This window comes from Methylococcus sp. S1M, from assembly GCF_051295855.1.
GTDB classification, from domain to species: Bacteria; Pseudomonadota; Gammaproteobacteria; order Methylococcales; family Methylococcaceae; genus Methylococcus; species Methylococcus capsulatus.
This window is the reverse complement of record NZ_JBPDXO010000005.1, coordinates 1-19,918: the sequence shown is the minus strand read 5'-3', so window position 1 is coordinate 19,918 and position 19,918 is coordinate 1. Positions and strand designations below refer to the sequence as shown.

The following is a 19,918-nucleotide window of genomic DNA, read 5'->3' as shown; positions in this document are numbered from 1 at the left end:
GGAAGTCAGCCGCGCGAATCCGGTTCACGTTCTGGCCCGGTTCCCAGCCAGGCCAAAATGGCTTCGACCGTCCAGGCGGGGTCATCCAGCGGAAGATCGTGTCCCGCGTCCGGATGCATTTTCAACGGCAATCCCCAGTGCCGCGCAATGGCTTCGGAGCACTCCGGGCCGACCAGCCGGTCGCCCCGGCTGCCGAGCACCAGCACGGGGACGGCGGGGGTTTCCGCAGGGGGGCGGTAGCGAGCCGCGGCCCAAAGCTGCCGAAACACGTTGGCCTTACGGATCGGACGCTGGCGGTAGACTTCGGCCCGCGCCAGCACGCGGAGTGGATCCTCCGCGGCGGAACGGCTTGTGAGGCGGAGGATGGCCCGCTCCCTCGCGGCGACGTCGGCCGTCAGCAGCGCTCGCACAACTTCCGGCCAGACGCGCCAGTTCAGGCGGCGGTACAGCGGACTCAGACTGCTCAGGCTGGTGTTGATCAGGACGGCGCCCGCGATTTCACGGGGATGGCGCGCGATCCATTCGAGGGCGACCATCGCCCCGAGAGACAAGGCGAGAAGATAGCGCGGCATGCCGGCTTCCGTTCCGAGTTCGGCGCGGGCGAACTCCATCGTCTCCCGGATGGAAAGCGGGCTGTCGAGACGCCAGTGCCGGCCATTGCCGGGCAGGTCGACCGTCCGGACCCGGGCACCCGGCACGGCGTCGGAGAACACCTGGGGAAACCCGTCCCAATGGGCGCTCTCCCGAACCAGCCCGCGGATGAGCACCCATTCCGCCGGACCGGTCCTCTCAGACATACCAGTAGTCCAGGCCCTGCTGCATGAGCCGGCGGCGCTCGCCGCGATCCAGGCCGGTCCAGGGCTCCGGCGATCGCACCGCGCGGTAGAGCAGGTCGAACAGGAACAGATGACGACGCAGGGTGCGGCGCACGCGGTGGGGCATGCGCGGATTGAATACGCCCAGGATGGAGAACAACTGGCTCCAGTTCTTCCGGATCCAGGCCCAGGAGCCCAGCTCCAGCGTGAAAGGGATGAACCGGCCGGCCGGCTGATCTTCCCGGTAACGGTCGTACAGGTAATCCCACAAATCTCCGTGGGCCAGGTACTGGCGGGACTGCGGCTCCATGCAATAGACGTGGTTGGGATGGGTACGGTCGAGCAGATGTTTGAGCGCCACTGCTTCCGGCAGGTTCGGAAACGGCTCCCGCGTCTTCGCGTAAGGGAACCAGAGTCGGTCCACACGGCCATAACCGGAGTGGACGTCCACGCTCAGGGCGATGCGCGCCGGAAAGATTTCCCGCTGCACGAAGTCGCACAATGCCTGTGCCTCGGTCTGCATCGGTGCATCAGCGGCGCCCTGATACCAGGGCAGACTCGGCGACAGCCGCTGCCCCGCGAACAGATGCCAGGGCGATAGCCCCTCCGCCTGCACCGGCGCGTTGCGCATGAGATCGACGAACTCGCCGTTGGAACGGCGCTTCAGATACATTCCGACGGGATTGACCAGCGGCACCATCAACAGCCGGGTCTTCCGCAGCATCTCCCGGGTCACCTCGTCCCAGCGGGCGAGTTCTAGGATGGTGCGCAGATAGGCGATCACCACCCGGGTACCGATGCGTTCGAGGCCGTGCACGCCGCCGAACAGCGCCAGCACCGGCGTGGTCGGATCGGCGGGGCCGAAACTTATCGCAAGCAGCGGAAAACTCTCCTCGCCGTGCCGCAGCCGCGCCAGGGTTTCGACCCGGCCGAGTTCGGGAAACTCCTTCAGATGTTCCACCAGCAGCAGGATTTCGCGCAGTTCCGGCAATCCCCGCAGCAGGTTGCGCGTGAGTGGCAGGGATTCATCCTCGGCCCGGAAGATGTGCTCTTGGGATGCGATCATGGCGCGGGCATTGTAAATGTATGGGGAGGAGGGTCAACCCGGATTCACCCCGTCTCCAATACCGACTGTAACACTACTTTTGATACGCTAGATGCGGGCACCAAACCTGGACCGCCCGACCAAACAAATATAACCGACCGGGAGAACCTCTTGATGCCGACCGACACCCACACGATTGCCCGGACCGCCAAGCGGCCGGTTCGCTTCGCCTGCTGCATTTCGGCGCTGTTGGGCGCAATGACCGCGGACCCCAGCCTCGCCGACTGGGTGGAGCAAGGCCCTGGCCCGACCATCAACGGCCAGACGGAAGGCCTCAAAGATCCGCGCAACCCCGTGTCGGGCGCCATCAACGCCATCGTGCCCGACCCGTCGAATGGCGACATTCTTTACGTGGGCACGGTCAATGGCGGAGTTTGGAAAACGACCAATGCAAAAGATGTCTCCCCCAACTGGACACCCTTGACGGACACCCAGCTGCCGGCACTTTCCATCGCCTCGCTAGCCTCCAGCCCCCTCAACCGCAACCGGCTGTTTGCCGGCACCGGCAGCACCAGCTCCAACGGCGGCGAGGGAAACCCCGGCTTCGGCGTCGCCCGCTCCGATGACGGCGGTACCTCATGGAAGGTGCTGGCGACGGACACGTTCAAGGACAAGCGCGTGACCAGCATCGTGCCCACGGCGATGGATGACGGAAACGTGGTGCTGGCTGCCAACTTTTACGAAAAAGGCGGCGTCTACCGCAGCACTGACGGCGGAGAGAAATTCGAGCGCATTTCGGGCAAGGACGGATCGGGACTGCCGGACGCCGGGGTCAGCAGCCTCATTGCCGATCCCGCCGCCCCGCAAAGACTATACGCGGCGATCCCGGCCGTTGCCCCCTCGCTTTCACCCGACAGAGGCCCCGAGCCGAATTCCGGACAACCCGGCATCTACCGCAGCGACAATGGCGGCGTCACCTGGTCGCGCATGGGCACTGCACCCGTGGACGGCCCCGACCCGTCGTTGCGTATCCTGCTGTCCCTCCATCACTCCGAAGGCGGCAATGTGCTTTACGCCGCCGTGGCCGTCCAGAAAAAGAAGACGGACAAAAGCGGGAAAGAGGAATACAAAGACGTATGGGACAGCGTGTACCGATCCTCCGATCGAGGGGCAAACTGGACGAAGCTTCCGGACATACCGAATGTATCCCCTGGAGCACAGGCATCCATTCATGGCGCATTGCTCGCCGACATCGGCGACCCGAATGCCGTATATCTCAGTGGTGACGTCCAGACCGGACCAGCCAACGGCGGGAACATTTCGGTAACCAATCCTAACGCCCTGGGCTGCACCAGGTGGAGCGCCAACGTCTACCGCTACAACGGCAGGAGATGGGAACCCGCCGTCTGCAAAGGCGCCAACGGCACCTCACCCCACGCCGATTCGCGGAACATGGTGTTCGATGCCGACGGCAATCTCCTGCAGGCCAACGACGGCGGAATCTATCGACTGGTCAAGCCCGCTGACCGCAAGCACCGGCGCTGGGTTTCCCTGCTCGGGAATCTCCGGTTGGCGGAAACCATCTCCGCAGCTTACGATCCCCTCAGCGGCTTGGCGTTCTGCGGCACCCAGGACAACGGCTCCGCCGCCCAAACGGCTCAAAACGACTTCTCCTGGAAGACGCTCATCGAGGGCGATGGCGGCGTGGTCGCCGTGGACTCGGATGTGAATGGTCATCCGGGCAAATCGATTCGTTACTACACCTACGCAGAACTCGGATTCTTCACCCGATCGGCCTGGAATGCCCGGGGCCGCATGATCAAGGGGTCGGAGCAAGCCGTCAGGCTTCGAGTCAAGGGGACCGGCAAGCCTTTGACGAGGATCGACGACACCGTGCAGTTCTACAACCGTTACGTCCTCAACCTCGTCGATCCGAAGCGGATGCTCATCGGCACGACGAAGCTTTACGAATCCTTGAACCGCGGCGACCTGCTCGATGCCATATACGAAGGCGACGGCTATGTAAAAGCCCTGGCTTACGGCGGCCGCCGGCAGGGCGCCGAATTCGCGGACGTCTTGTATGCGGGCACCAGCAGCAGGCAGGACCCCCAGCCCGAAGACGATGACGTTGAAAAATCCCTTCCCATGGCTGGAGTCGCCAACGCTGAAGAGCCGGAGGCAACCGGAGAAACCACTGGCCGGATTCTGCACCGCACGAACGTTGGCGAGCAGGTTGCCGCCCTGGGCAGCTACAAGGGCAGCGGTGTCGTCGATCTCGCCATCGATCCGCAGGACTATGGGCACGTCTTCGTCGTGGACGACAAAGACCGGATTTGGGCTTCTTTCGACGAAGGTCAGAGCTGGAGCGAACTCACCGCAAACCTGAAAGACCTGCTGAAAGGTCCGGTCAGGACCCTTACGGTGAAAGGCGCCGATTCGTACTCCCCGGACACCGTGCTGGTCGCGGGTGGCGGCTACGGCGTCGCGCAACTCCGCAGTCCCGAGACCCGAGGAGACTGGGCGACCGTGGATAAAGGACTGGCCAATGCGCTCGTGAACGACCTGCGCTATGACGGCGAACACCATGTGCTCGTCGCCGCCACCCTCGGACGAGGCGTTTGGACCGTCGGCTTCAAGTAGGCGGCGCCTTTCCCATCCCGGCAACAGTCCCGCTGCCGGGATGATCTGATCCGAGGCTTCCGACGCCGGCACCCGGACGCTGTAAAATCGCCGGTGATTTTCTGCGTGACAGGGACATGACGGTGATTGAGCGGCTCAAATCCAACTGGAAGGACAAACGAAACCTTTGTCTGGCATTCGCCCTCCTGACGCTCGCCTCCCCCCCCTGCCTCGCAGACCCGACGGACCGGGAGACCAGTCTGCCCGCGGCCTTGAACGGCGAACTGGACTACCTGCTCGGCTTCGTCGGCAAGAACCGGCTCGATCCCCACCGGTTCGACGCCGCCCGCATCGGCCGGCTCCTCGATTTCGTCACAAGCCCAAAAGACGAAGCGAGGCTCTACCGCGCCGGGGAGCGCAACGGCGCCGCTTCGGCCTACTACGAATCTGATCTCCGCCGCAGCCTGGACCACCTGCTCCGCCTGACCTACAGCAACGATATTCCTTCGGTATTCTCCGCCCCCTCCACCGTGCGTACCGAGCGCTGGACCACGGTCGACGCCCCGGGACAAAGGCTGCCGGAACTGTGGGCCCAGCCGACCGCGCCGGACAAGCCGGTCGTGGTCACCGGAATGGAGCACCTGGTCAATTCGCCGGACAGCCACTCCGGCGCCTATTACGAATACGACCTGTACCGTACCCTCCTCCTGACCCGGGTGGGCGGACGCAAGCTCTTGATCAGCCTCTCCAGCCAGACCGGTGAGTCCAGGGTCGGGCGCAAGGGCATCATCGTAGGACCGGACGACAACTGGGACTATCTCTACACCGACCAGACCGGTCTGAACCGCACGGGACTCGGCTGGGCCAGCACCTATATGTACGGCTCGCAATCGGTGGCGTTCTACCTCGAAACCGAGACCAGCCCGCCGAAAACGCGCTTCGGCGCGTTCAAATGGATCCGAGCCGGCTGGGCCGGCATCAACGTGGTCAACAGCCAACACATCTTCAGCGGCCTGCGGCGCTTCGGCGATGTGTTCAAGCGGATCGCCGAGCATCCCCGCACCGACGACACCGCGATACTGGCCCGGAACTTCCGCGCCGTGGCGCGCCTGCCACAGTCCCGCCTGAAGCGGCTCACACAGGACTACCTCGCCGGATTGCGGAAGCGCTGCGAGGAAGAAGGCCTGCTCGCCGACGGCGAGGTACAGGCGCTGTTTCGCGACGGGCACTACCTGGACTCACTGAGCCGGGAAGACATGGAATCCATCCTGGCCATCGAGTATGCCAAACAGATACTCGGCAAACCGCACTACGTCGAACTCGCCGATGAATTCGTGCAGATGGAATGACTCACATCGCCTTGTCGTCGCGGCAAAAAAACATTCTTCATCCTACTGCAACCGCCATGTCACGGTCGGCTGCTAGCCTTCCGGGTTCCATCCACCCGAGGTGACCGACCCATGACCAAGAAAATGCAGTTGTCCACCGTCGCCGCGGCCCTGTTCGCCGCGAACGCCTGCCATGCCGGCATAGACCTCATTGCGATCGGCAGCGCCGATCCCGCCTCCTTCGACCGGGCGGCCAGAACCCACGCTCCCTTGGAAACCGGGGTCAGCGGTAACGTTCTCGGCGGCCTGGGCTCCGGACTGGCCTGGGCCGGCGGCTCCCTGTTCCTCGCGCTGCCCGACCGCGGTCCGAACGCCACGCCTTACAACCCGCTGGTGGATGACACCGCCTCCTACATCAACCGCTTCCAGACCTTCGATTTCCAGCTCAAGCGCAACGGCGGCGGATCGGGTCTCCCCTTCACCCTGACACCCGTGCTGCTTTCCACCACTCTCTTCTTCAGCGCCACTCCGCTCGTCTACGGAACCGGCGCCCTCGGCACGGACGAAAGCCACACCCTGGGGAGCGGCGCACCGGCATTGAACGGCAGGCGCAGCTTCTATTTCACCGGCCGCTCGGACAATTTCGACCCCGCCGCCCCCTCGACCAACCCCGACAACGGCAGGCTGGACCCGGAAGGCATCCGTCTCTCCAATGACGGTCGCAGCGTCTTCGTCTCCGACGAATACGGCCCCTACGTTTACCAGTTCGACCGTCTCAGCGGTAAACGGATCAAATCGTTCACGCTGCCCGACCACTTCGCCGTCACAACCCCGAGCCCCAGAAGCGCTGACGAAATCGCCGGCAACACGGTGGGGCGCATCGCCAACAAGGGCATGGAGGGCCTGGCCATCACACCGGACGGCAAGACCCTGGTTGGCGTCATGCAAGCCAACCTGACACAGGACAAGAAGAACAGCGTCCGTATCGTCACCCTCGGCATCGCGACCGGCATGACCCACGAATACGCCTACCGGCTGACGGAAGGCTCCGGCGTCAGCGAAATCCTCGCGATCAACGATCACGAGTTCCTGGTGGACGAACGCGATGGCAAGGGACTGGGCGACGACAGCTCCGCCAAGGTCAAGAAGCTGTTCAAGATCGACCTCGCCGGCGCCGCCGACGTGAGTGGAATCAGCGGCGACCTGTCCGCCTACGCCGTCCCCAAGACCCTGTTCCTGGACTTCAAGGCGGCCCTGGCCGACGCCGGCATCAGCGCCTACGACATTCCCTCCAAGATCGAAGGCATCGCGTTCGGCCCGGATGTCACGATCGACGGCCGGAAGCGACACACGCTGTTCGTCGCCAACGACAACGACTTCCTGCCCAGCATCACCGACTCCAACCACCCCGACGGCGTCGCCAATCCGAACAACTTCTACCTGTTCGCCTTCGACGATGCCGACCTGGGCACCGACGCGGGAGGAAAGCCGACGGTGTTCCAGAAACAAAAGATCGCAGGAGCCTCCTTCACCTTCAGGTGAAGCCACCGGAGGGAGACGCGCTGCCGGTCCTGACCGGGTCTGGCGTGATCAAACCCGGCCCAGGCTCCGCACCGCTTCGGCTACGTCCCTGCTGAACCGGGCCAACGCCCGGTTCATGGCGGCCACGGTCGCCCGGTAGTCCGTGCCGGCGGCTGGCTCCGCGTAGCGGGATTCACGGACCAGCAGCTCGGTCTTGCCGTCGCCGCTGGACACCGACCAGCGCACGCTCAGCACCGCCTCCCCGCCACTCCCTTCGAAGCGGGTCACCTTCACCACGAGCTGATAGTCCACCTGGGCGGAACGCTTCCAAGGGTAGGTCACCACTTTCCGGCTCGGAAGGCGCGTCGCGAGGTTTTCCGCGAGCACCTGGGTCACGCCGTCTTTGAGCGACTCCGCCCATTTGTCGAACTCGGCGAGCTGGAGCTCGTTCGGGTCTCTCCGCGTCACGATCTGGGGGCGGTCCAGGTACTCCGGCAATTCGACCGGGCCCACGCCGAGCGCGATCTCGCGCTCCTGACCGGCAAGCGCACGGGCCGGCTCCTGGACGGCGGAGAGCACGTAGAAGCGGGTGTCGGGGCTGGTGCCGCAGCCGGTCAGCAACAGCGCGCCGAGGCTCGCCGTCAGAAAAGTCGATCGCATCGCGGGTTCCCTCATGGCTTGCCTCCCGATCCACCCTTGCCGTGCAGCAGGGCTTCCGGATGGCGTTCGAGATAGTCGGTCAGGGCGCGGATGGAACGGGCGGAGGCGGCGAGTTCTTCCAGCGCGTTGCTGATGTCCACCGCCATCGCCGAGCCCGGTTCGAGCTGCTCCAGCACCCTGGCGGTGGAGCTGAGGCTCTTTTCCGCCGCCGCGGTGAGGGTCACCATTTCCCGGTCCGCAGTCTGGGCCAGATGGCGCAGGTCCTTCAGGGCAAGGTTCAGGGAACCGACGGCCTCCTTGAGTTCCGGCGAATTGAGCAGGCGATTGCTGCCTTGCACGGTGCCGAGCAGCTCCTGGCCGATCTTGTCCAGGGGTATCTTCTTGAGGTTCGCAATGATCTCGGTGACGTTGCGCTGCAGTTCGTCCGCCACCGAGGGCAGAGTCGGCAGCTCGGGGTACTGACCACTGTAATCCAGACTTTTCGGCGGGCTTTCCGGATAGAAGTCGAGGTCGACGTAAAGCTGCCCGGTCAGGAGGTTGCCGGTCCTGAGCCGGGCACGGAGACCACGCTCCACCAGTTTTTCCATGAAGGGGCGGCGGCCGGCCTCCATCGCCGCCTTATATTCCTTCTTCGCCCGCTCGATGATTTCCTCCGCGCCATAGGGAATGAGCCGCTCGGGGTCGATTTCGATGACCACGGGAATCCGGATCTTATGCGCGCCGAAATCCAGCGCGAGCTTCAACTCGGTCACCGTGCCGACCCGGATGCCCTTGAGTTCGACCGGCGCACCCACGTTCAACCCCCGCACGGAGTCGTCGAAGAACAGCAGATAAGGCTGGCGCAGCGTATAGGTCCCTTCGGCGATGCTGGCGAAATCCTTGTGCAGCCTGAAACGGGTATTGGGCTCGCTGGACTGCACCTTGGGATCGTTGAGTGTCGGCGTTTCGAACGTGATGCCACCCTGGAGCAGGGACATGATCGAACCGACCTTGAGGTTGACGCCCTGGGCACTGAGGGACAGATCGATCCCGCTGACCTGCCAGAAGCGGGTACTGTTGTGTACGAGGCGGTGATAAGGCGCGTCGATGAAGATTTCGACCTGGACACTCCGGTTGTCCTCGGCCAGCCCGACGTTCACCACCTGCCCGACCTCGATGTCACGGAAATAGACCGGGGTGCCGTATTTCAGCGGCCCCGCATTGTCCGCCGAGAGGAAAAACGAGCGACCCGGGGTGTCCGCCTTGATCCGGGGCGGACGCTCGAGTCCGACGAATCTGCGGACGACCTTGCCGCCACCGAACTCGACGGCGATGTAGTTTCCTGCCATCAGCGTGTCCAGGCCGGAGACGCCGCCCAGCCCCAATTCCGGCTTCACCACCCAGAAGGCGGTGTTTTCACCGAGGTGGGTGGCGACGTGTTTCTCCATCTTGGCGGTGACGACGACCCCCGTCAGGTCCTCGTTCAGCACCACCGACTCGACGGTGCCGATCTCCACGTCTTTGAACTTGATCTTGCTTTTCCCCGCCTCGAGCCCTGGCGCCTCCTTGAACAGCAACGTGATGGTGGGTCCCTCCTCGCTCAGCGTCCTATAGGCCAGCCAGATACCGATACCCAATGCTACCAGCGGGATCAGCCAGACCAGCGGCAGGCCGCGGGAGGATTTGACCTCCGCCTCCCAGACATCGTAGTCCGGCGCGCCGCCGGCGCCTTCCTTTGGGGATTCGTTCATTGCTGCATCCAGTAACCCGCCTCGGGGCCGGGGTGGGAAGAAACCTCGCCGTCCTTCGACGCCATGCGATCCCAGATCAGGCGGGGATCGAAACTCATCGCCGCGAACATGGTCACCACGACCACGCCGCCGAACGCCACGGCGCCGGCGCCGGCCTCGATGGTCGCCAGGGCGCCCAGTTCGACCACCGCCACCAGGATGGTGATCACGAAAATGTCGATCATCGACCAGCGTCCGATCGATTCGGTAAGCCGGTAAAGCACGGTGCGCTCCCACGGCCGCCAAGACGAACCGAACTGGACCGACAGCAGCAAAAAGGTCATTACCAGGAGTTTGAGCACCGGCACTACGATGCTGGCAAAGAACACCAGCAGGGCCAGCGGCCACATTCCGCCCACGATCAGTTCCTTGACGCCGCTGAGGATGGTGTCGGGCTCGCCCCGGCCGGACATCGTCACGGTCATGACCGGCAGCAGATTGGCGGGAATGTAAAGGATGTAAGCCGTCAGCGTCAGCGCCCAGGTCCGCGCCAGGCTGTCGGGTTTGCGCCGGTGCAGGACCGCGCCGCAGCGCGGGCAGCGGGGACGGACCGAGCCTGGCAGGGGCCGGCTGAGCAGACGGCAGCAGTGGCAGAGCAGGTAGCCGGCTTCGGCGGCGGTCTTCTGATGCTCAGCCACCGGCGGCCTCCAGCCGTTCCCAGATCTCGTGATCATCCAGCACGGCATCCCCCGCCGCCATGGACACCATCAGTCCGGCGAAGGAATAGAGGGCAAGGCCCGGCGAGAGAACGGCCAGATCGGCCAGTTTGACCACGGCCACCAGGATGCCCAGCATGAACACCTCCGTCATGGCCCAGGGCGACAACTGCTCCATCCAACGGAACACCCGCTCCGCCTTCGGCGCCCGCCGTCCGAACAGCCACAGCGGCAGCAGCACGTAGAAGAGGCAAAGCATCTTGGCCAGTGGCGCCAGCAAAGTGACGACGAACACCAGCACGGAAATCTCCCAATAGCCTTGCGAATAGAGCTCCTCGATGCCGGTCAGCAACGAGCCCTCCTGAACCCGCCCGGCGATGTTCATCCTCAGCAAGGGATAAGCATTGGCCAGGATGAACAGGACCAGGCTGGTGCATGCCAGCGCGAGCGGCTGATCCATCCTGCTGCGCTTGCGTTGGAACAGAACCGCACCACAACGGGGGCAACGCGCCTTCTGTCCCGGCTGCAACCGGGGTTTGCGGAACAGCAGATCACAGTCGTGGCAGGCGACGAGGGCGTACTCGGCGACCGCATACTCGCTCGTGCCGGATCCCATCATGGCCGCCAGCCGGTCCGCCTAGACGCCGCGCCCGATGGCGCGGTGGCCGATGTCCCTGCGCCAATACGCGTCTGGCCAGCGGATCTTCTCCACCAGCCGGTAGGCGGCGGCCTGCGCCTGTGCGACGGTCTTCCCCAACGCCGTGACGCAGAGTACCCGGCCGCCGGCCGTGACCACCCGGCCGCCGTCCAGACGGGTTCCCGCATGGAACACCTTGGCGCCAGGCGCGATCGCCAGTCCCAGCCCTTCGATCACGTCGTCTTTACGATAATCGAACGGATATCCCCCGGCGGCCATGACCACTCCGAGCGCGACACGCGGATCCCAGTCGGCCTTCACCACGTCGAGCCGCCCCTCCTCCGCGGCGCAGCAGAGATCCACCAGGTCACTGCGCAGTCGCATCATGATGGGCTGGGTTTCCGGATCGCCGAAACGGCAGTTGAACTCCAGCACCTTGCAACCGCCGTCCGGAGCGACCATCAATCCGGCATAGAGAAACCCGGTATAGGGCATCCCGTCCGCCTTCATCCCGGCGAGCGTCGGCAGAATGATTTCCTCCATCACCCGCTGGTGGATTTCCGGCGTCACCACCGGTGCCGGGGAATAGGCCCCCATACCGCCGGTGTTCGGGCCGCGATCGCCTTCGTCGCGCGCCTTGTGATCCTGCGAAGTCGCCATCGGCAAGGCGTGCTCGCCGTCCGCCATGACGATGAAGCTGGCTTCCTCCCCCGGCAGGAACTCCTCGACCACCACCCGGTGCCCGGCGCTGCCGAAGGCGTCGCCGGCCAGCATGTCGCGCACCGCCGCGATCGCCTCGTCCTCGCTCTGCGCCACGATCACGCCCTTGCCGGCCGCCAGCCCATCGGCCTTGACCACGATGGGCGCGCCTTTTCGGCGGATGTAGTCCTCGGCCTCCCCGGCATCGGTGAAAACCTGGTATGCCGCGGTCGGAATGCCATGGCGGGCCAGGAAATCCTTGCAAAACGCCTTGGAGCCCTCCAACTGGGCCGCCTGCCGGGTCGGCCCGAAACAGGCCAGTCCCGCGGCCCGGAAGGCGTCGACGATACCGGCGACCAGCGGCGCCTCGGGACCGACGATGGTGAGCGTCACACCCGCTGCCTTGGCAAACTCCAGCAGGCCCGCCACATCGTCCGCCGCGACGGTCACGTTCTCCACGCCAGGCTCCAAGGCCGTGCCAGCGTTGCCGGGAGCCACGAATACTTTGCGTACGCGGGGTGACTGGGCGGCTTTCCAGGCCAGCGCGTGTTCGCGGCCACCGCTGCCCACGATGAGGATTTTCATGAAATGCGAGACTCCGGATCGATTTAGGGAAACTGCCTGCTCGCCACGCGGAGGGGAATGGTATTACGCCCGCACCACCCGGGCCATCGCGCCTGCCGCTTCGGCTGAGGTGAGCGCAATTATACGCCCTGGGCGGGTCGGGACATGGCATACTGTGAGACTTCGATGATTCACGCCACGCGGATGATGATCCGACAGCCACACCCCAGGCGCCGGCGGCCGGGTGAAAAATCATGAAGTACTGCAGCCAGTGCGCCGCGCCGCTGCGCCTGGGAATCCCGGCGGGAGACGACCGGCCCCGCCACATCTGCGATGCCTGCGGCACCATCCATTATCGCAACCCCAAGGTGATAGCCGGCTGCATTCCCGTGTGGAACGGCCAGGTCCTGCTGTGCCGGCGCGCCATCGAGCCGCGCCACGGGTTCTGGACCCTGCCCGCCGGCTTCATGGAACTGGGAGAGACGCTGGAGCAGGCGGCCGAACGCGAGTCCTACGAGGAAGCCACCGCGCGGGTGCGGATCGATTCACTTTACACCCTGTTCAGCCTGCCGCATCTGTCGCAGGTCTATGCCTTCTTCCGAGCCGAGCTGCTCAGCCCGGACGTGGCCGCCGGCCTGGAAAGCCTGGAAACGCGGCTGTTCGAAGAAACGGAAATCCCCTGGGACGAACTGGCTTTCGAAACCGTCCACCGCTCGCTCGCCCTGTTCTTCGAAGACCGGCGCAACGGGGCCTTCGGCCTGCATGTGGAAACCCTGGGCCCGGACGACCGCCTGATTCGCGATTAGAGCCTTTGTACGACCTCCACGCCCATTCGACGGCCTCCGACGGCACGCTCTCCCCCGCCGAACTGGTGCGCGCCGCCACCGCCGGCGGCATCCGCACGCTCGCCCTGACCGACCATGACTCGGTGGCCGGTCTGAAGGAAGCCGGCGCCGCGGCGGCCGAAGCGGGCCTGTGTTTGATTCCCGGTGTCGAACTGTCGGTGACCTGGGAATCGCGGACCATCCACGTCGTAGGCTTGAACATCGTCCCGGATCATCCCGGTCTGAACCAAGGCATGCGCCGGCTCCAGGCCATGCGCTTCGAACGGGCGCAGGAAATGGACCGGCGGCTGACGAAGAAAGGCATTCCCGGCACACTCGAAATCGCAGTGGGGCTGGCCGGCGCCGGCATGGTCACCCGCACCCATTTCGCCCGCGCCCTGGTGCAGCTCGGCCAGGCCGCGACCGTGCGGGACGTCTTCGACAAGTTCCTGACCCAGGGCAAGCCGGGCCATGTCCCCACCGTGTGGGCCGAAATGACCGCCGCCGTCGGCTGGATCATCGAAGCGGGGGGCGTTGCGGTGCTGGCGCACCCGCAACGCTACAAGATGACCGGAAGCTGGATCGGCCGCCTCGCCGGCGACTTCAAAGCCGCCGGCGGCGAGGCGATCGAGGTCGTTTCCGGCAACGCCACTTCGTCCGACATCCAGGCCAACGCCGCCATCGCCCGCCGCCACGGACTGTTGGCATCGGTCGGTTCCGACTACCATGGTCCCGAACAGAGCTGGCTGAAGCTCGGAAGAATTCCGCCGCTGCCGGCCGGCCTCACGCCGGTCTGGAGCCGCTGGGAGGACGGCCGGTGAGCCCCATCATCCGGTGCGCCTGGGCGCTGCGCAGCCCGGAGGAAACCGTCTACCACGACACGGAATGGGGCGTTCCCCTGCACGACGACGTGAAACTGTTCGAATACCTGGTATTGGACGGGGCGCAGGCCGGACTGAGCTGGACCACCATCGTCAAGAAGCGGGAGGCCTACCGGCAGGCTTTCGACGGCTTCGATCCGGCAGCCGTCGCCCGCTACGACGAGGCCAGGATCGCCGCCCTGCTGGCCAACCCCGGCATCGTGCGCAACCGTCTGAAAATAGAATCCGCGGTGCGCAATGCCCGGGTCTATCTGCGCATCCAGGATGAGTTCGGCAGCTTCGACGATTACCTGTGGCGGTTCGTCGACGGCAAGCCGGTACGGAACGCCTGGCGCCACCCGCGCGAAATCCCGGCGCGCACGCCGCTATCGGATACGCTCAGTCGGGACCTCAAACGCCGAGGCTGCAACTTCGTGGGCTCCACCATCTGCTACGCCTTCATGCAGGCGGCGGGGCTCGTGAACGACCACCTCGTCGACTGCTTCCGCTGGAGCGAGGTGAACGGCGGCTGATCCGCCGGTCTAACCAGAAACTTCAAACTCGTCGAAGGGCGCTTCCATGCCGTTATGGTTGATCCTGGTAATCATCGGTATTCTCGGCGGCTTCGCCGCCGGCTTCTTCGGAATCGGCGGCGGATTGGTGATCGTGCCGGCGCTCGTTTACTGGGCAGGTTATTCTCAGCACATGGCAACAGGAACGTCTGTGGCGGTCCTGCTCCCCCCCATCGGCATCGCGGCGGCGGTCGAGTACTACCGGCACGGAAACGTGGATGTCCGGGCCGCCCTCATTCTGGCCGTGACCATGCTGATCGGTTCCTGGGCGGGCGCCTACTTCGCCAATCAGATTCCAGGCCCCTATCTTCGCCTCATGTTCGGCATTTTCGTATGGATCGTCGGGATATACCTCATCTATGGCGCTTGCGAACGTCTGGGCTGGCTGTGACCGCGTCTTCTACGGTCTTCGTCTTCCGTCTCCTTTGGCGGAAGGACCGCGGAGATCGTGACCGTCGGCTCCTTCTGCTTAGGCCGATATCCCATGACCGACCGGCCGCGCCCTCGACCCGGGCACCCTGACCTTACCCCTCGAGCAATACATCGGAGCTCCCATGTCCAGACTTTTTCCCCCAAAATCGATGACGGCGTCCGTCTTTGCCTGTCTTCTCGGCGCATGCGCCCAGCATGTCGACATCTCGTACCAACCCGCCAACCTGTCGAAAGGGATCGGGGAGATCCGTGTCGAAACGTTTGAATATCTCCCTGCCGCGAAGGGCGATGTCGAGCCCAACGAAGCACAACAAGACAAATCGGGCCTGGCCTCCACCTTTTTCCAGGAAAACGTCGATGCCCTGTTCACCGGTGCCCTCAAGAAAGAGCTCGGTTCCTCCGGCTATGCGCTGTCGGATGGTGGGTCGCGCAGCATATCCGGTGAAATCCGGCGCTTCAGTTTCGACTGGGTTGGCATGACCGGAATGAAGTTCGATATCGTCGTTCACTTCACGGTCGCGACGAACGGTAAGGTGGTTTACTCGAACGTGCTTGAAGCCACTCGTGAGGCCCGCCAGGAAGACCATAAACTGGATGCCCCCTCGGAACCGATCGAGCTTGCCATGGCCGACTGCATCGGTCGATTCATCCGGGATGCCCAGAAGAAAGGCGCCCTTTGAACTGACAGGGCATTGGGTTTGAAGGGCGTTTTGCCGATAACCGTTCACGCTCGGGTATCTTGCCGGGACCGCGGCCATCCTGGCCCGCGATCCCGACCGGCGCCCCCCTCTCGGGGGGACCCACCGACCTCAAGGGAGCGTGCGCACGCCGCTGGGCGATCCGATCAGCACGACGTCCGCCGGCCGCAGTGCGAACACGCCGTTGCAGACCACCCCGGGGATATCGTTGATTCGGCGTTCCAGCTCGACCGGATCGGTGATGGTGAGGTTGTGCACGTCGAGAATCACATTGCCATTGTCGGTGATGCAGTTCTCCCGCCACACCGGCGTGCCCCCCAGTTCCACCAGGCGGCGGGCGACCAGGCTGCGCGCCATCGGGATCACCTCGACCGGCAGCGGGAACTTGCCCAGCACGTCGACGCACTTGGTCTCATCGACGATGCAGACGAACTTGCGGCTGGCCTCCGCCACGATCTTCTCGCGGGTCAGGGCCGCGCCGCCGCCCTTGATCATCTGCTTGGCGGCATTGACTTCATCGGCGCCGTCCACGTAGACATCCAGGGTGCCGGCGGCGTTGAGGTCGAGCACCGGGATGCCGATCTTCTTCAGACGCTCGGAGCTGGCCTGGGAGCTGGACACCGCACCTTCGATCCCGCCTTTGAGATCGGCCAGTAAATCAATAAAATGGTTCACGGTCGAGCCGGTTCCCACCCCCAGGATGGTGACGTCCTTGACATAATCCAATGCCGCTTCGGCGACTTTCCGTTTGAGTTCGTCTTGAGTCATTGCCTTATCTGCCATCGTGTGTGATCAAACCGGTGGCGGATGATACTGGGAAAACCGCCCCGCTGCCATGATGGCCCCCTGCCCCGAACCATGCTGCAAAAATACATAGAGAAGATTCTGCGCGCCCGTGTCTACGACGTGGCCCAGGAGACCCCGCTGGACCCGGCGCCCGGCCTGTCGCGGCGGCTGGACAACACGGTGCTGATCAAGCGCGAGGACCTGCAGCCGGTGTTCTCGTTCAAGCTGCGCGGCGCCTACAACAAGATCGCCTCGCTCACACCCGAGGCGCGCGCAGCGGGCGTGATCGCGGCCTCCGCCGGCAACCACGCCCAGGGCGTGGCACTGGCGGCGCAGCGGCTGGGCATCCGCGCCGTGATCGTGATGCCTTGCACCACCCCGCAGATCAAGGTCGATGCGGTGCGCAACCGAGGCGGTGAGGTCGTACTGCATGGCGACGCCTATGACGAAGCCTACGAACATGCGCTGGAACTGGCCCGCGACCAGGGTCTGACCTTCGTCCACCCCTACGACGATCCGGAAGTCATCGCCGGGCAAGGCACCATCGGCATGGAAATCCTGCGCCAGCACCAGGACGCCATCCACGCCATCTTCGTGCCTGTGGGCGGCGGCGGATTGATCGCCGGCATCGCCGCCTACGTCAAGTTCGTGCGCCCGGACATCCGCGTCATCGGCGTGGAACCAGTGGACTCCGACTGCCTGCACCGGGCGCTGAAAGCCAAGCGGCGGGTGATCCTGAAGCAGGTGGGCCTGTTCGCCGACGGCGTCGCGGTGAAGCAGGTCGGCAAGGAACCGTTCCATCTCGCCCACCAGTGGGTGGACGAGGTCGTGACCGTCGACACCGACGAAATCTGCGCCGCCATCAAGGACATCTTCGACGACACCCGCTCCATCGCCGAGCCGGCGGGCGCGCTGGGCATCGCCGGGCTCAAGAAATACGTGGCCGAAACAGGAATCAAGAACGCGTGCCTGGTGGCGATCGAAAGCGGCGCCAACATCAACTTCGACCGGCTGCGCCACGTCGCCGAGCGCGCCGAGATCGGCGAAAAGCGCGAACTGCTGCTGGCAGTGACGATCCCCGAGCGGCCCGGCAGCTTCCTCGAATTCTGCCGGGTGCTGGGCCGCCGCAACATCACCGAATTCAACTACCGTTTCTTCGACGAAAAGGCCGCCCAGGTCTTCGTCGGCCTCCCGGTGGCGAGCGGCGCGATCGACCGCGAAAGCCTGGTCCGCGAATTCGAACGCCATGGCTTCGGCGTGCTCGACCTGACCGGCAACGAACTCGCCATCGAACACATCCGCTACATGGTCGGCGGCCACGCGCCGAAACTGCTGGACGAACAGGTCTACAGCTTCGAATTCCCCGAGCGACCCGGCGCGCTACTGCGCTTCCTGTCCATCATGGGCGGGCGCTGGAACATCAGCCTGTTCCATTACCGCAACCACGGCGCCGCCTTCGGCCGGGTACTGATGGGCATCCAGGTGCCGAAACCGGAACGCAAGGCCTTCCGGGAATTCCTCGAAGCCATCGGCTACGCCTTCAAGGAGGAAACCCAAAACCCCGCCTACCGGCTGTTCGCGGGGGGCAGCGAGCGGGGGTGATCGTTCTTGCGCCCAAATGTCGTCCGATCACGCTGCACTCATCGGACCCGCGTGAACCAAGGAAACCCACCTGCCCCGGGAGAATTCACTCCAGGGACAGGATGAAATTCCACTGATCCGGGCTGACCGGCATCACCGACAGCCGGTTGGCCTTGCGCACCAGGGCCAGCCCTGCAAGTTCCGGCCTGTCTCGCAATTCGCTCAGGGCGATGGTGCGGCGCAGCTTGCGCACGAAGCGGACGTCCACCATGAACCAGCGCGGAGCCTCCGGCTTGCTGGCCGGATCGTAATGCTTGTGGTCGGGGTCGAAGGCCGTGAAATCCGGATAGGCTTCCCGCGCGATTTCGGCGATGCCGACCACGCCGGGCACGTCACAGTTCGAGTGGTAGAACAGCACGCCGTCTCCCACTTTCATTTCATCCCGCATCATGTTGCGGGCCTGGTAGTTGCGAACCCCGTCCCAGGGTTCGGTCTGGGCCGGACGCGCCGCCAGATCGTCGATACCGAACTCGCCAGGCTCGGTTTTCATCAGCCAGTAACGCATGGTAAGTCCCGGATGCTCCAGAAAAGTCTATTTATCATTGATTATATGGAACGTTGTGCCGACGTCTCGTCTTGTGAGTTCCACCCAGAATCCCTAACATCCCGCCCAAAAAGCACGTCACCCATGGGAAAGCTGGCTGCCGTCACCTGCGAATCCGCCAAGCCGGACAGGAGGCGTGATCGTCTGGGCGACGGCGACGGACTTTTCCTGCGCATACGCCCTCAGGGCACGAAAACCTGGCTCATCGAATACGAATTCGGCGGCAAGCGCAGAAAATACACCATCGGCGCATATTCCCGCGAGGGCGCCCCCGGGCGACAGCCTTCCCGAATGGCTGCGCCATGGCCGTCTTTCCCTGAGCCAGGCCCGCGCCATCGCCGGCAACTGGAAGGATGCCCGACGCGCCGGGCACGATCCCGTCGCCGAATGGGAAGCGCAGCTTGCGCGCGAGCAGAAAGCCAGGGCCGCGAAGAAGGCCGCCGAGGAAACAGCCGAAACCGCACACCCCTCCGTCCGCCAGGCCATCGACACTTTCATGGCCCGCCACATGGCAGGAAGATCGGTCCGGGGAGCTAATGCATCCCCCTGCCCAGTGGTGGAACGGATGTTTCGGTAACGAATCCTGAACGAGGAACGACGAACATGCTCTTGATCACAGGCGCCGGCGTTGACCGCACTCCCGGTATCGATTTTCCTTTGGCCAATACGCTGTTGGCCGATGTGACACGCTATCTCGATGGGCCAGGCAAAACGGTGGACGAGGCTTTACGCAAAATGCTTCCGGGACTGCGCCTTCTAACCTTGCCCCTGCAAAGTGGAGTGCTTAGCCCTTGTTGAAAATGTCGACAAGGAGAGAAGCGATGAGTGACAAGCAGGTGCGTGCGCAGTACACGCGGGAGTTCAAGCTGGAGGCGGTGCGGCAGGTGCGCGCCGGGCAGGCGATAGAGGTGGTGGCCAAGGTCTTGGGCATCCCCAAGGCCAGCCTGGGCAACGGGGTGCGGCTGGCCGCCAAGGGCACGCTCGGCGGTGTAGCCGACGCAGACAAAGCCGATCGGGTCTCGCCCGAGCAGATGGAGATAGCGCGTTTGCGTGCCGAGGTCAGCCGTCTTCGCATGGAGCGCGACATCGCAAAAAAAGCCGCGGCGTACTTCGCGCAGGACACGCTGCGAGGTACGCCTGGATTGACCCAATGAAGCGCTGCTACCCGGTGAGCCTCTCCTGCGAGGTACTGCAGGTCAGCGCCAGCGGGTATTTCAACTGGCTGCGCCGCCAGGGTGGCGGCTGCGG

19 protein-coding genes and 1 pseudogene are annotated in these 19,918 nt (G+C 64.4%); 11 read left to right on the top strand and 9 right to left on the bottom strand.

The features are described from left to right. Positions 1-5: 5 nt before the first annotated feature. Together ACSHWJ_RS10040 and ACSHWJ_RS10035 are read right to left on the bottom strand one after the other, a co-directional pair. Positions 6-797: an alpha/beta fold hydrolase gene (locus tag ACSHWJ_RS10040; RefSeq protein WP_432539731.1), complete on the bottom strand. Its 792-nt coding sequence runs from the start codon at positions 795-797 to the stop codon at positions 6-8. Further along, positions 790-1,881 (bottom strand): M14 family zinc carboxypeptidase, encoded by a 1,092-nt coding sequence (locus ACSHWJ_RS10035; protein ID WP_432539730.1) that lies wholly within the window; start codon positions 1,879-1,881, stop codon positions 790-792. The genes ACSHWJ_RS10040 and ACSHWJ_RS10035 overlap by 8 nt, the downstream gene beginning before the upstream one ends. A 153-nt stretch (positions 1,882-2,034) precedes the next feature. Here ACSHWJ_RS10035 and ACSHWJ_RS10030 point away from each other — a divergent pair, with 153 nt between their 5' ends. The 3 genes from ACSHWJ_RS10030 to ACSHWJ_RS10020 all read left to right on the top strand — a co-directional run bounded on the left by ACSHWJ_RS10030 (position 2,035) and on the right by ACSHWJ_RS10020 (position 7,349). After that, on the top strand, positions 2,035-4,500 hold the full coding sequence (locus ACSHWJ_RS10030; protein ID WP_432539729.1) for a WD40/YVTN/BNR-like repeat-containing protein: 2,466 nt from the start codon (positions 2,035-2,037) through the stop codon (positions 4,498-4,500). A 116-nt stretch (positions 4,501-4,616) separates the two neighbouring features. After that, a complete protein-coding gene (locus tag ACSHWJ_RS10025; RefSeq protein ID WP_432539728.1) occupies positions 4,617-5,828 on the top strand; it encodes a hypothetical protein in 1,212 nt (403 codons plus the stop codon). A gap of 111 nt (positions 5,829-5,939) precedes the next feature. Beyond that, positions 5,940-7,349 carry an esterase-like activity of phytase family protein gene (locus ACSHWJ_RS10020; protein ID WP_432539727.1) on the top strand — a complete coding sequence of 470 codons (1,410 nt, stop codon included), beginning with the start codon at positions 5,940-5,942 and terminating at the stop codon, positions 7,347-7,349. A 48-nt stretch (positions 7,350-7,397) separates the two neighbouring features. On the opposite strand, the gene ACSHWJ_RS10015 is transcribed toward ACSHWJ_RS10020, so the two are convergent. Genes ACSHWJ_RS10015 through purD form a run of 5 tightly spaced genes read right to left on the bottom strand, consistent with a single transcriptional unit; the run spans position 7,398 to position 12,334 of the window. After that, positions 7,398-7,988: a PqiC family protein gene (locus ACSHWJ_RS10015; protein ID WP_228370249.1), complete on the bottom strand. Its 591-nt coding sequence runs from the start codon at positions 7,986-7,988 to the stop codon at positions 7,398-7,400. A gap of 11 nt (positions 7,989-7,999) precedes the next feature. Then, positions 8,000-9,718, bottom strand: a complete 1,719-nt coding sequence (locus ACSHWJ_RS10010; RefSeq protein WP_432539726.1) for an intermembrane transport protein PqiB — start codon at positions 9,716-9,718, stop codon at positions 8,000-8,002. Continuing rightward, positions 9,715-10,395: a paraquat-inducible protein A gene (locus ACSHWJ_RS10005; RefSeq protein ID WP_041360640.1), complete on the bottom strand. Its 681-nt coding sequence runs from the start codon at positions 10,393-10,395 to the stop codon at positions 9,715-9,717. The genes ACSHWJ_RS10010 and ACSHWJ_RS10005 overlap by 4 nt, the downstream gene beginning before the upstream one ends. Beyond that, positions 10,388-11,032: a paraquat-inducible protein A gene (locus tag ACSHWJ_RS10000; protein WP_026045939.1), complete on the bottom strand. Its 645-nt coding sequence runs from the start codon at positions 11,030-11,032 to the stop codon at positions 10,388-10,390. Before ACSHWJ_RS10000 ends, ACSHWJ_RS10005 begins: the two co-directional genes overlap by 8 nt. Before the next feature lie 18 nt (positions 11,033-11,050). Next, a complete protein-coding gene (purD, locus tag ACSHWJ_RS09995; RefSeq protein WP_432539725.1) occupies positions 11,051-12,334 on the bottom strand; it encodes a phosphoribosylamine--glycine ligase in 1,284 nt (427 codons plus the stop codon). Between the two features lie 233 nt (positions 12,335-12,567). On the opposite strand from purD, the gene ACSHWJ_RS09990 reads away from it, so the two are divergent. From ACSHWJ_RS09990 to ACSHWJ_RS09970, 5 genes are all read left to right on the top strand, one after another. Then, the gene (locus tag ACSHWJ_RS09990; protein ID WP_010959721.1) at positions 12,568-13,119 is read left to right on the top strand and encodes an NUDIX hydrolase; all 552 of its coding nucleotides are present in this window, start codon (positions 12,568-12,570) and stop codon (positions 13,117-13,119) included. 5 nt (positions 13,120-13,124) lie between these two features. Continuing rightward, a complete protein-coding gene (locus tag ACSHWJ_RS09985; RefSeq protein WP_218797187.1) occupies positions 13,125-13,958 on the top strand; it encodes a PHP domain-containing protein in 834 nt (277 codons plus the stop codon). Next, positions 13,955-14,530, top strand: a complete 576-nt coding sequence (locus tag ACSHWJ_RS09980) for a DNA-3-methyladenine glycosylase I (protein ID WP_371131239.1) — start codon at positions 13,955-13,957, stop codon at positions 14,528-14,530. The genes ACSHWJ_RS09985 and ACSHWJ_RS09980 overlap by 4 nt, the downstream gene beginning before the upstream one ends. 46 nt (positions 14,531-14,576) lie before the next feature. Further along, positions 14,577-14,960 (top strand): sulfite exporter TauE/SafE family protein, encoded by a 384-nt coding sequence (locus ACSHWJ_RS09975; protein WP_010959718.1) that lies wholly within the window; start codon positions 14,577-14,579, stop codon positions 14,958-14,960. Between the two features lie 163 nt (positions 14,961-15,123). Further along, complete coding sequence (locus ACSHWJ_RS09970) at positions 15,124-15,681, top strand: hypothetical protein (protein WP_010959717.1); 558 nt, start codon at positions 15,124-15,126, stop codon at positions 15,679-15,681. Positions 15,682-15,810: 129 nt separating this feature from the next. Here the strand turns inward: ACSHWJ_RS09970 and rpiA are convergent, their stop codons facing one another. Continuing rightward, positions 15,811-16,467, bottom strand: a complete 657-nt coding sequence (gene rpiA / locus ACSHWJ_RS09965) for a ribose-5-phosphate isomerase RpiA (protein ID WP_010959716.1) — start codon at positions 16,465-16,467, stop codon at positions 15,811-15,813. A 90-nt stretch (positions 16,468-16,557) separates the two neighbouring features. Between rpiA and ilvA the strand changes: the two genes are divergently transcribed. Further along, entirely contained in the window at positions 16,558-18,087 is a 1,530-nt protein-coding gene (gene ilvA / locus ACSHWJ_RS09960; protein ID WP_432539724.1) for a threonine ammonia-lyase, biosynthetic, read from the top strand. Positions 18,088-18,172: 85 nt separating this feature from the next. On the opposite strand, the gene ACSHWJ_RS09955 is transcribed toward ilvA, so the two are convergent. Further along, the gene (locus ACSHWJ_RS09955; RefSeq protein ID WP_010959714.1) at positions 18,173-18,631 is read right to left on the bottom strand and encodes an EVE domain-containing protein; all 459 of its coding nucleotides are present in this window, start codon (positions 18,629-18,631) and stop codon (positions 18,173-18,175) included. A gap of 12 nt (positions 18,632-18,643) precedes the next feature. Here ACSHWJ_RS09955 and ACSHWJ_RS09950 point away from each other — a divergent pair, with 12 nt between their 5' ends. After that, the gene (locus ACSHWJ_RS09950; protein WP_371131238.1) at positions 18,644-19,207 is read left to right on the top strand and encodes an Arm DNA-binding domain-containing protein; all 564 of its coding nucleotides are present in this window, start codon (positions 18,644-18,646) and stop codon (positions 19,205-19,207) included. Between the two features lie 284 nt (positions 19,208-19,491). Further along, a pseudogene (locus tag ACSHWJ_RS09945) lies at positions 19,492-19,918 on the top strand (transposase); the annotation flags it as partial.

Excerpts from the sequence above, each read along its gene's own strand:
- ACSHWJ_RS09955 (WP_010959714.1), bottom strand. The coding sequence starts at position 18,631 with ATGCGTTACTGGCTGATGAAAACCGAGCCTGGCGAGTTCGGTATCGAC.
- ACSHWJ_RS10040 (WP_432539731.1), bottom strand. The coding sequence starts at position 797 with ATGTCTGAGAGGACCGGTCCGGCGGAATGGGTGCTCATCCGCGGGCTG.
- ilvA (WP_432539724.1), top strand. The coding sequence starts at position 16,558 with ATGCTGCAAAAATACATAGAGAAGATTCTGCGCGCCCGTGTCTACGAC.
- ACSHWJ_RS10030 (WP_432539729.1), top strand. The coding sequence starts at position 2,035 with ATGCCGACCGACACCCACACGATTGCCCGGACCGCCAAGCGGCCGGTT.
- ACSHWJ_RS10000 (WP_026045939.1), bottom strand. The coding sequence starts at position 11,032 with ATGATGGGATCCGGCACGAGCGAGTATGCGGTCGCCGAGTACGCCCTC.
- ACSHWJ_RS09975 (WP_010959718.1), top strand. The coding sequence starts at position 14,577 with ATGCCGTTATGGTTGATCCTGGTAATCATCGGTATTCTCGGCGGCTTC.
- ACSHWJ_RS09950 (WP_371131238.1), top strand. The coding sequence starts at position 18,644 with ATGCTCCAGAAAAGTCTATTTATCATTGATTATATGGAACGTTGTGCC.
- ACSHWJ_RS10025 (WP_432539728.1), top strand. The coding sequence starts at position 4,617 with ATGACGGTGATTGAGCGGCTCAAATCCAACTGGAAGGACAAACGAAAC.
- purD (WP_432539725.1), bottom strand. The coding sequence starts at position 12,334 with ATGAAAATCCTCATCGTGGGCAGCGGTGGCCGCGAACACGCGCTGGCC.
- ACSHWJ_RS10035 (WP_432539730.1), bottom strand. The coding sequence starts at position 1,881 with ATGATCGCATCCCAAGAGCACATCTTCCGGGCCGAGGATGAATCCCTG.
- ACSHWJ_RS09970 (WP_010959717.1), top strand. The coding sequence starts at position 15,124 with ATGTCCAGACTTTTTCCCCCAAAATCGATGACGGCGTCCGTCTTTGCC.
- ACSHWJ_RS10015 (WP_228370249.1), bottom strand. The coding sequence starts at position 7,988 with ATGCGATCGACTTTTCTGACGGCGAGCCTCGGCGCGCTGTTGCTGACC.
- ACSHWJ_RS10020 (WP_432539727.1), top strand. The coding sequence starts at position 5,940 with ATGACCAAGAAAATGCAGTTGTCCACCGTCGCCGCGGCCCTGTTCGCC.
- rpiA (WP_010959716.1), bottom strand. The coding sequence starts at position 16,467 with ATGACTCAAGACGAACTCAAACGGAAAGTCGCCGAAGCGGCATTGGAT.
- ACSHWJ_RS09990 (WP_010959721.1), top strand. The coding sequence starts at position 12,568 with ATGAAGTACTGCAGCCAGTGCGCCGCGCCGCTGCGCCTGGGAATCCCG.
- ACSHWJ_RS10010 (WP_432539726.1), bottom strand. The coding sequence starts at position 9,718 with ATGAACGAATCCCCAAAGGAAGGCGCCGGCGGCGCGCCGGACTACGAT.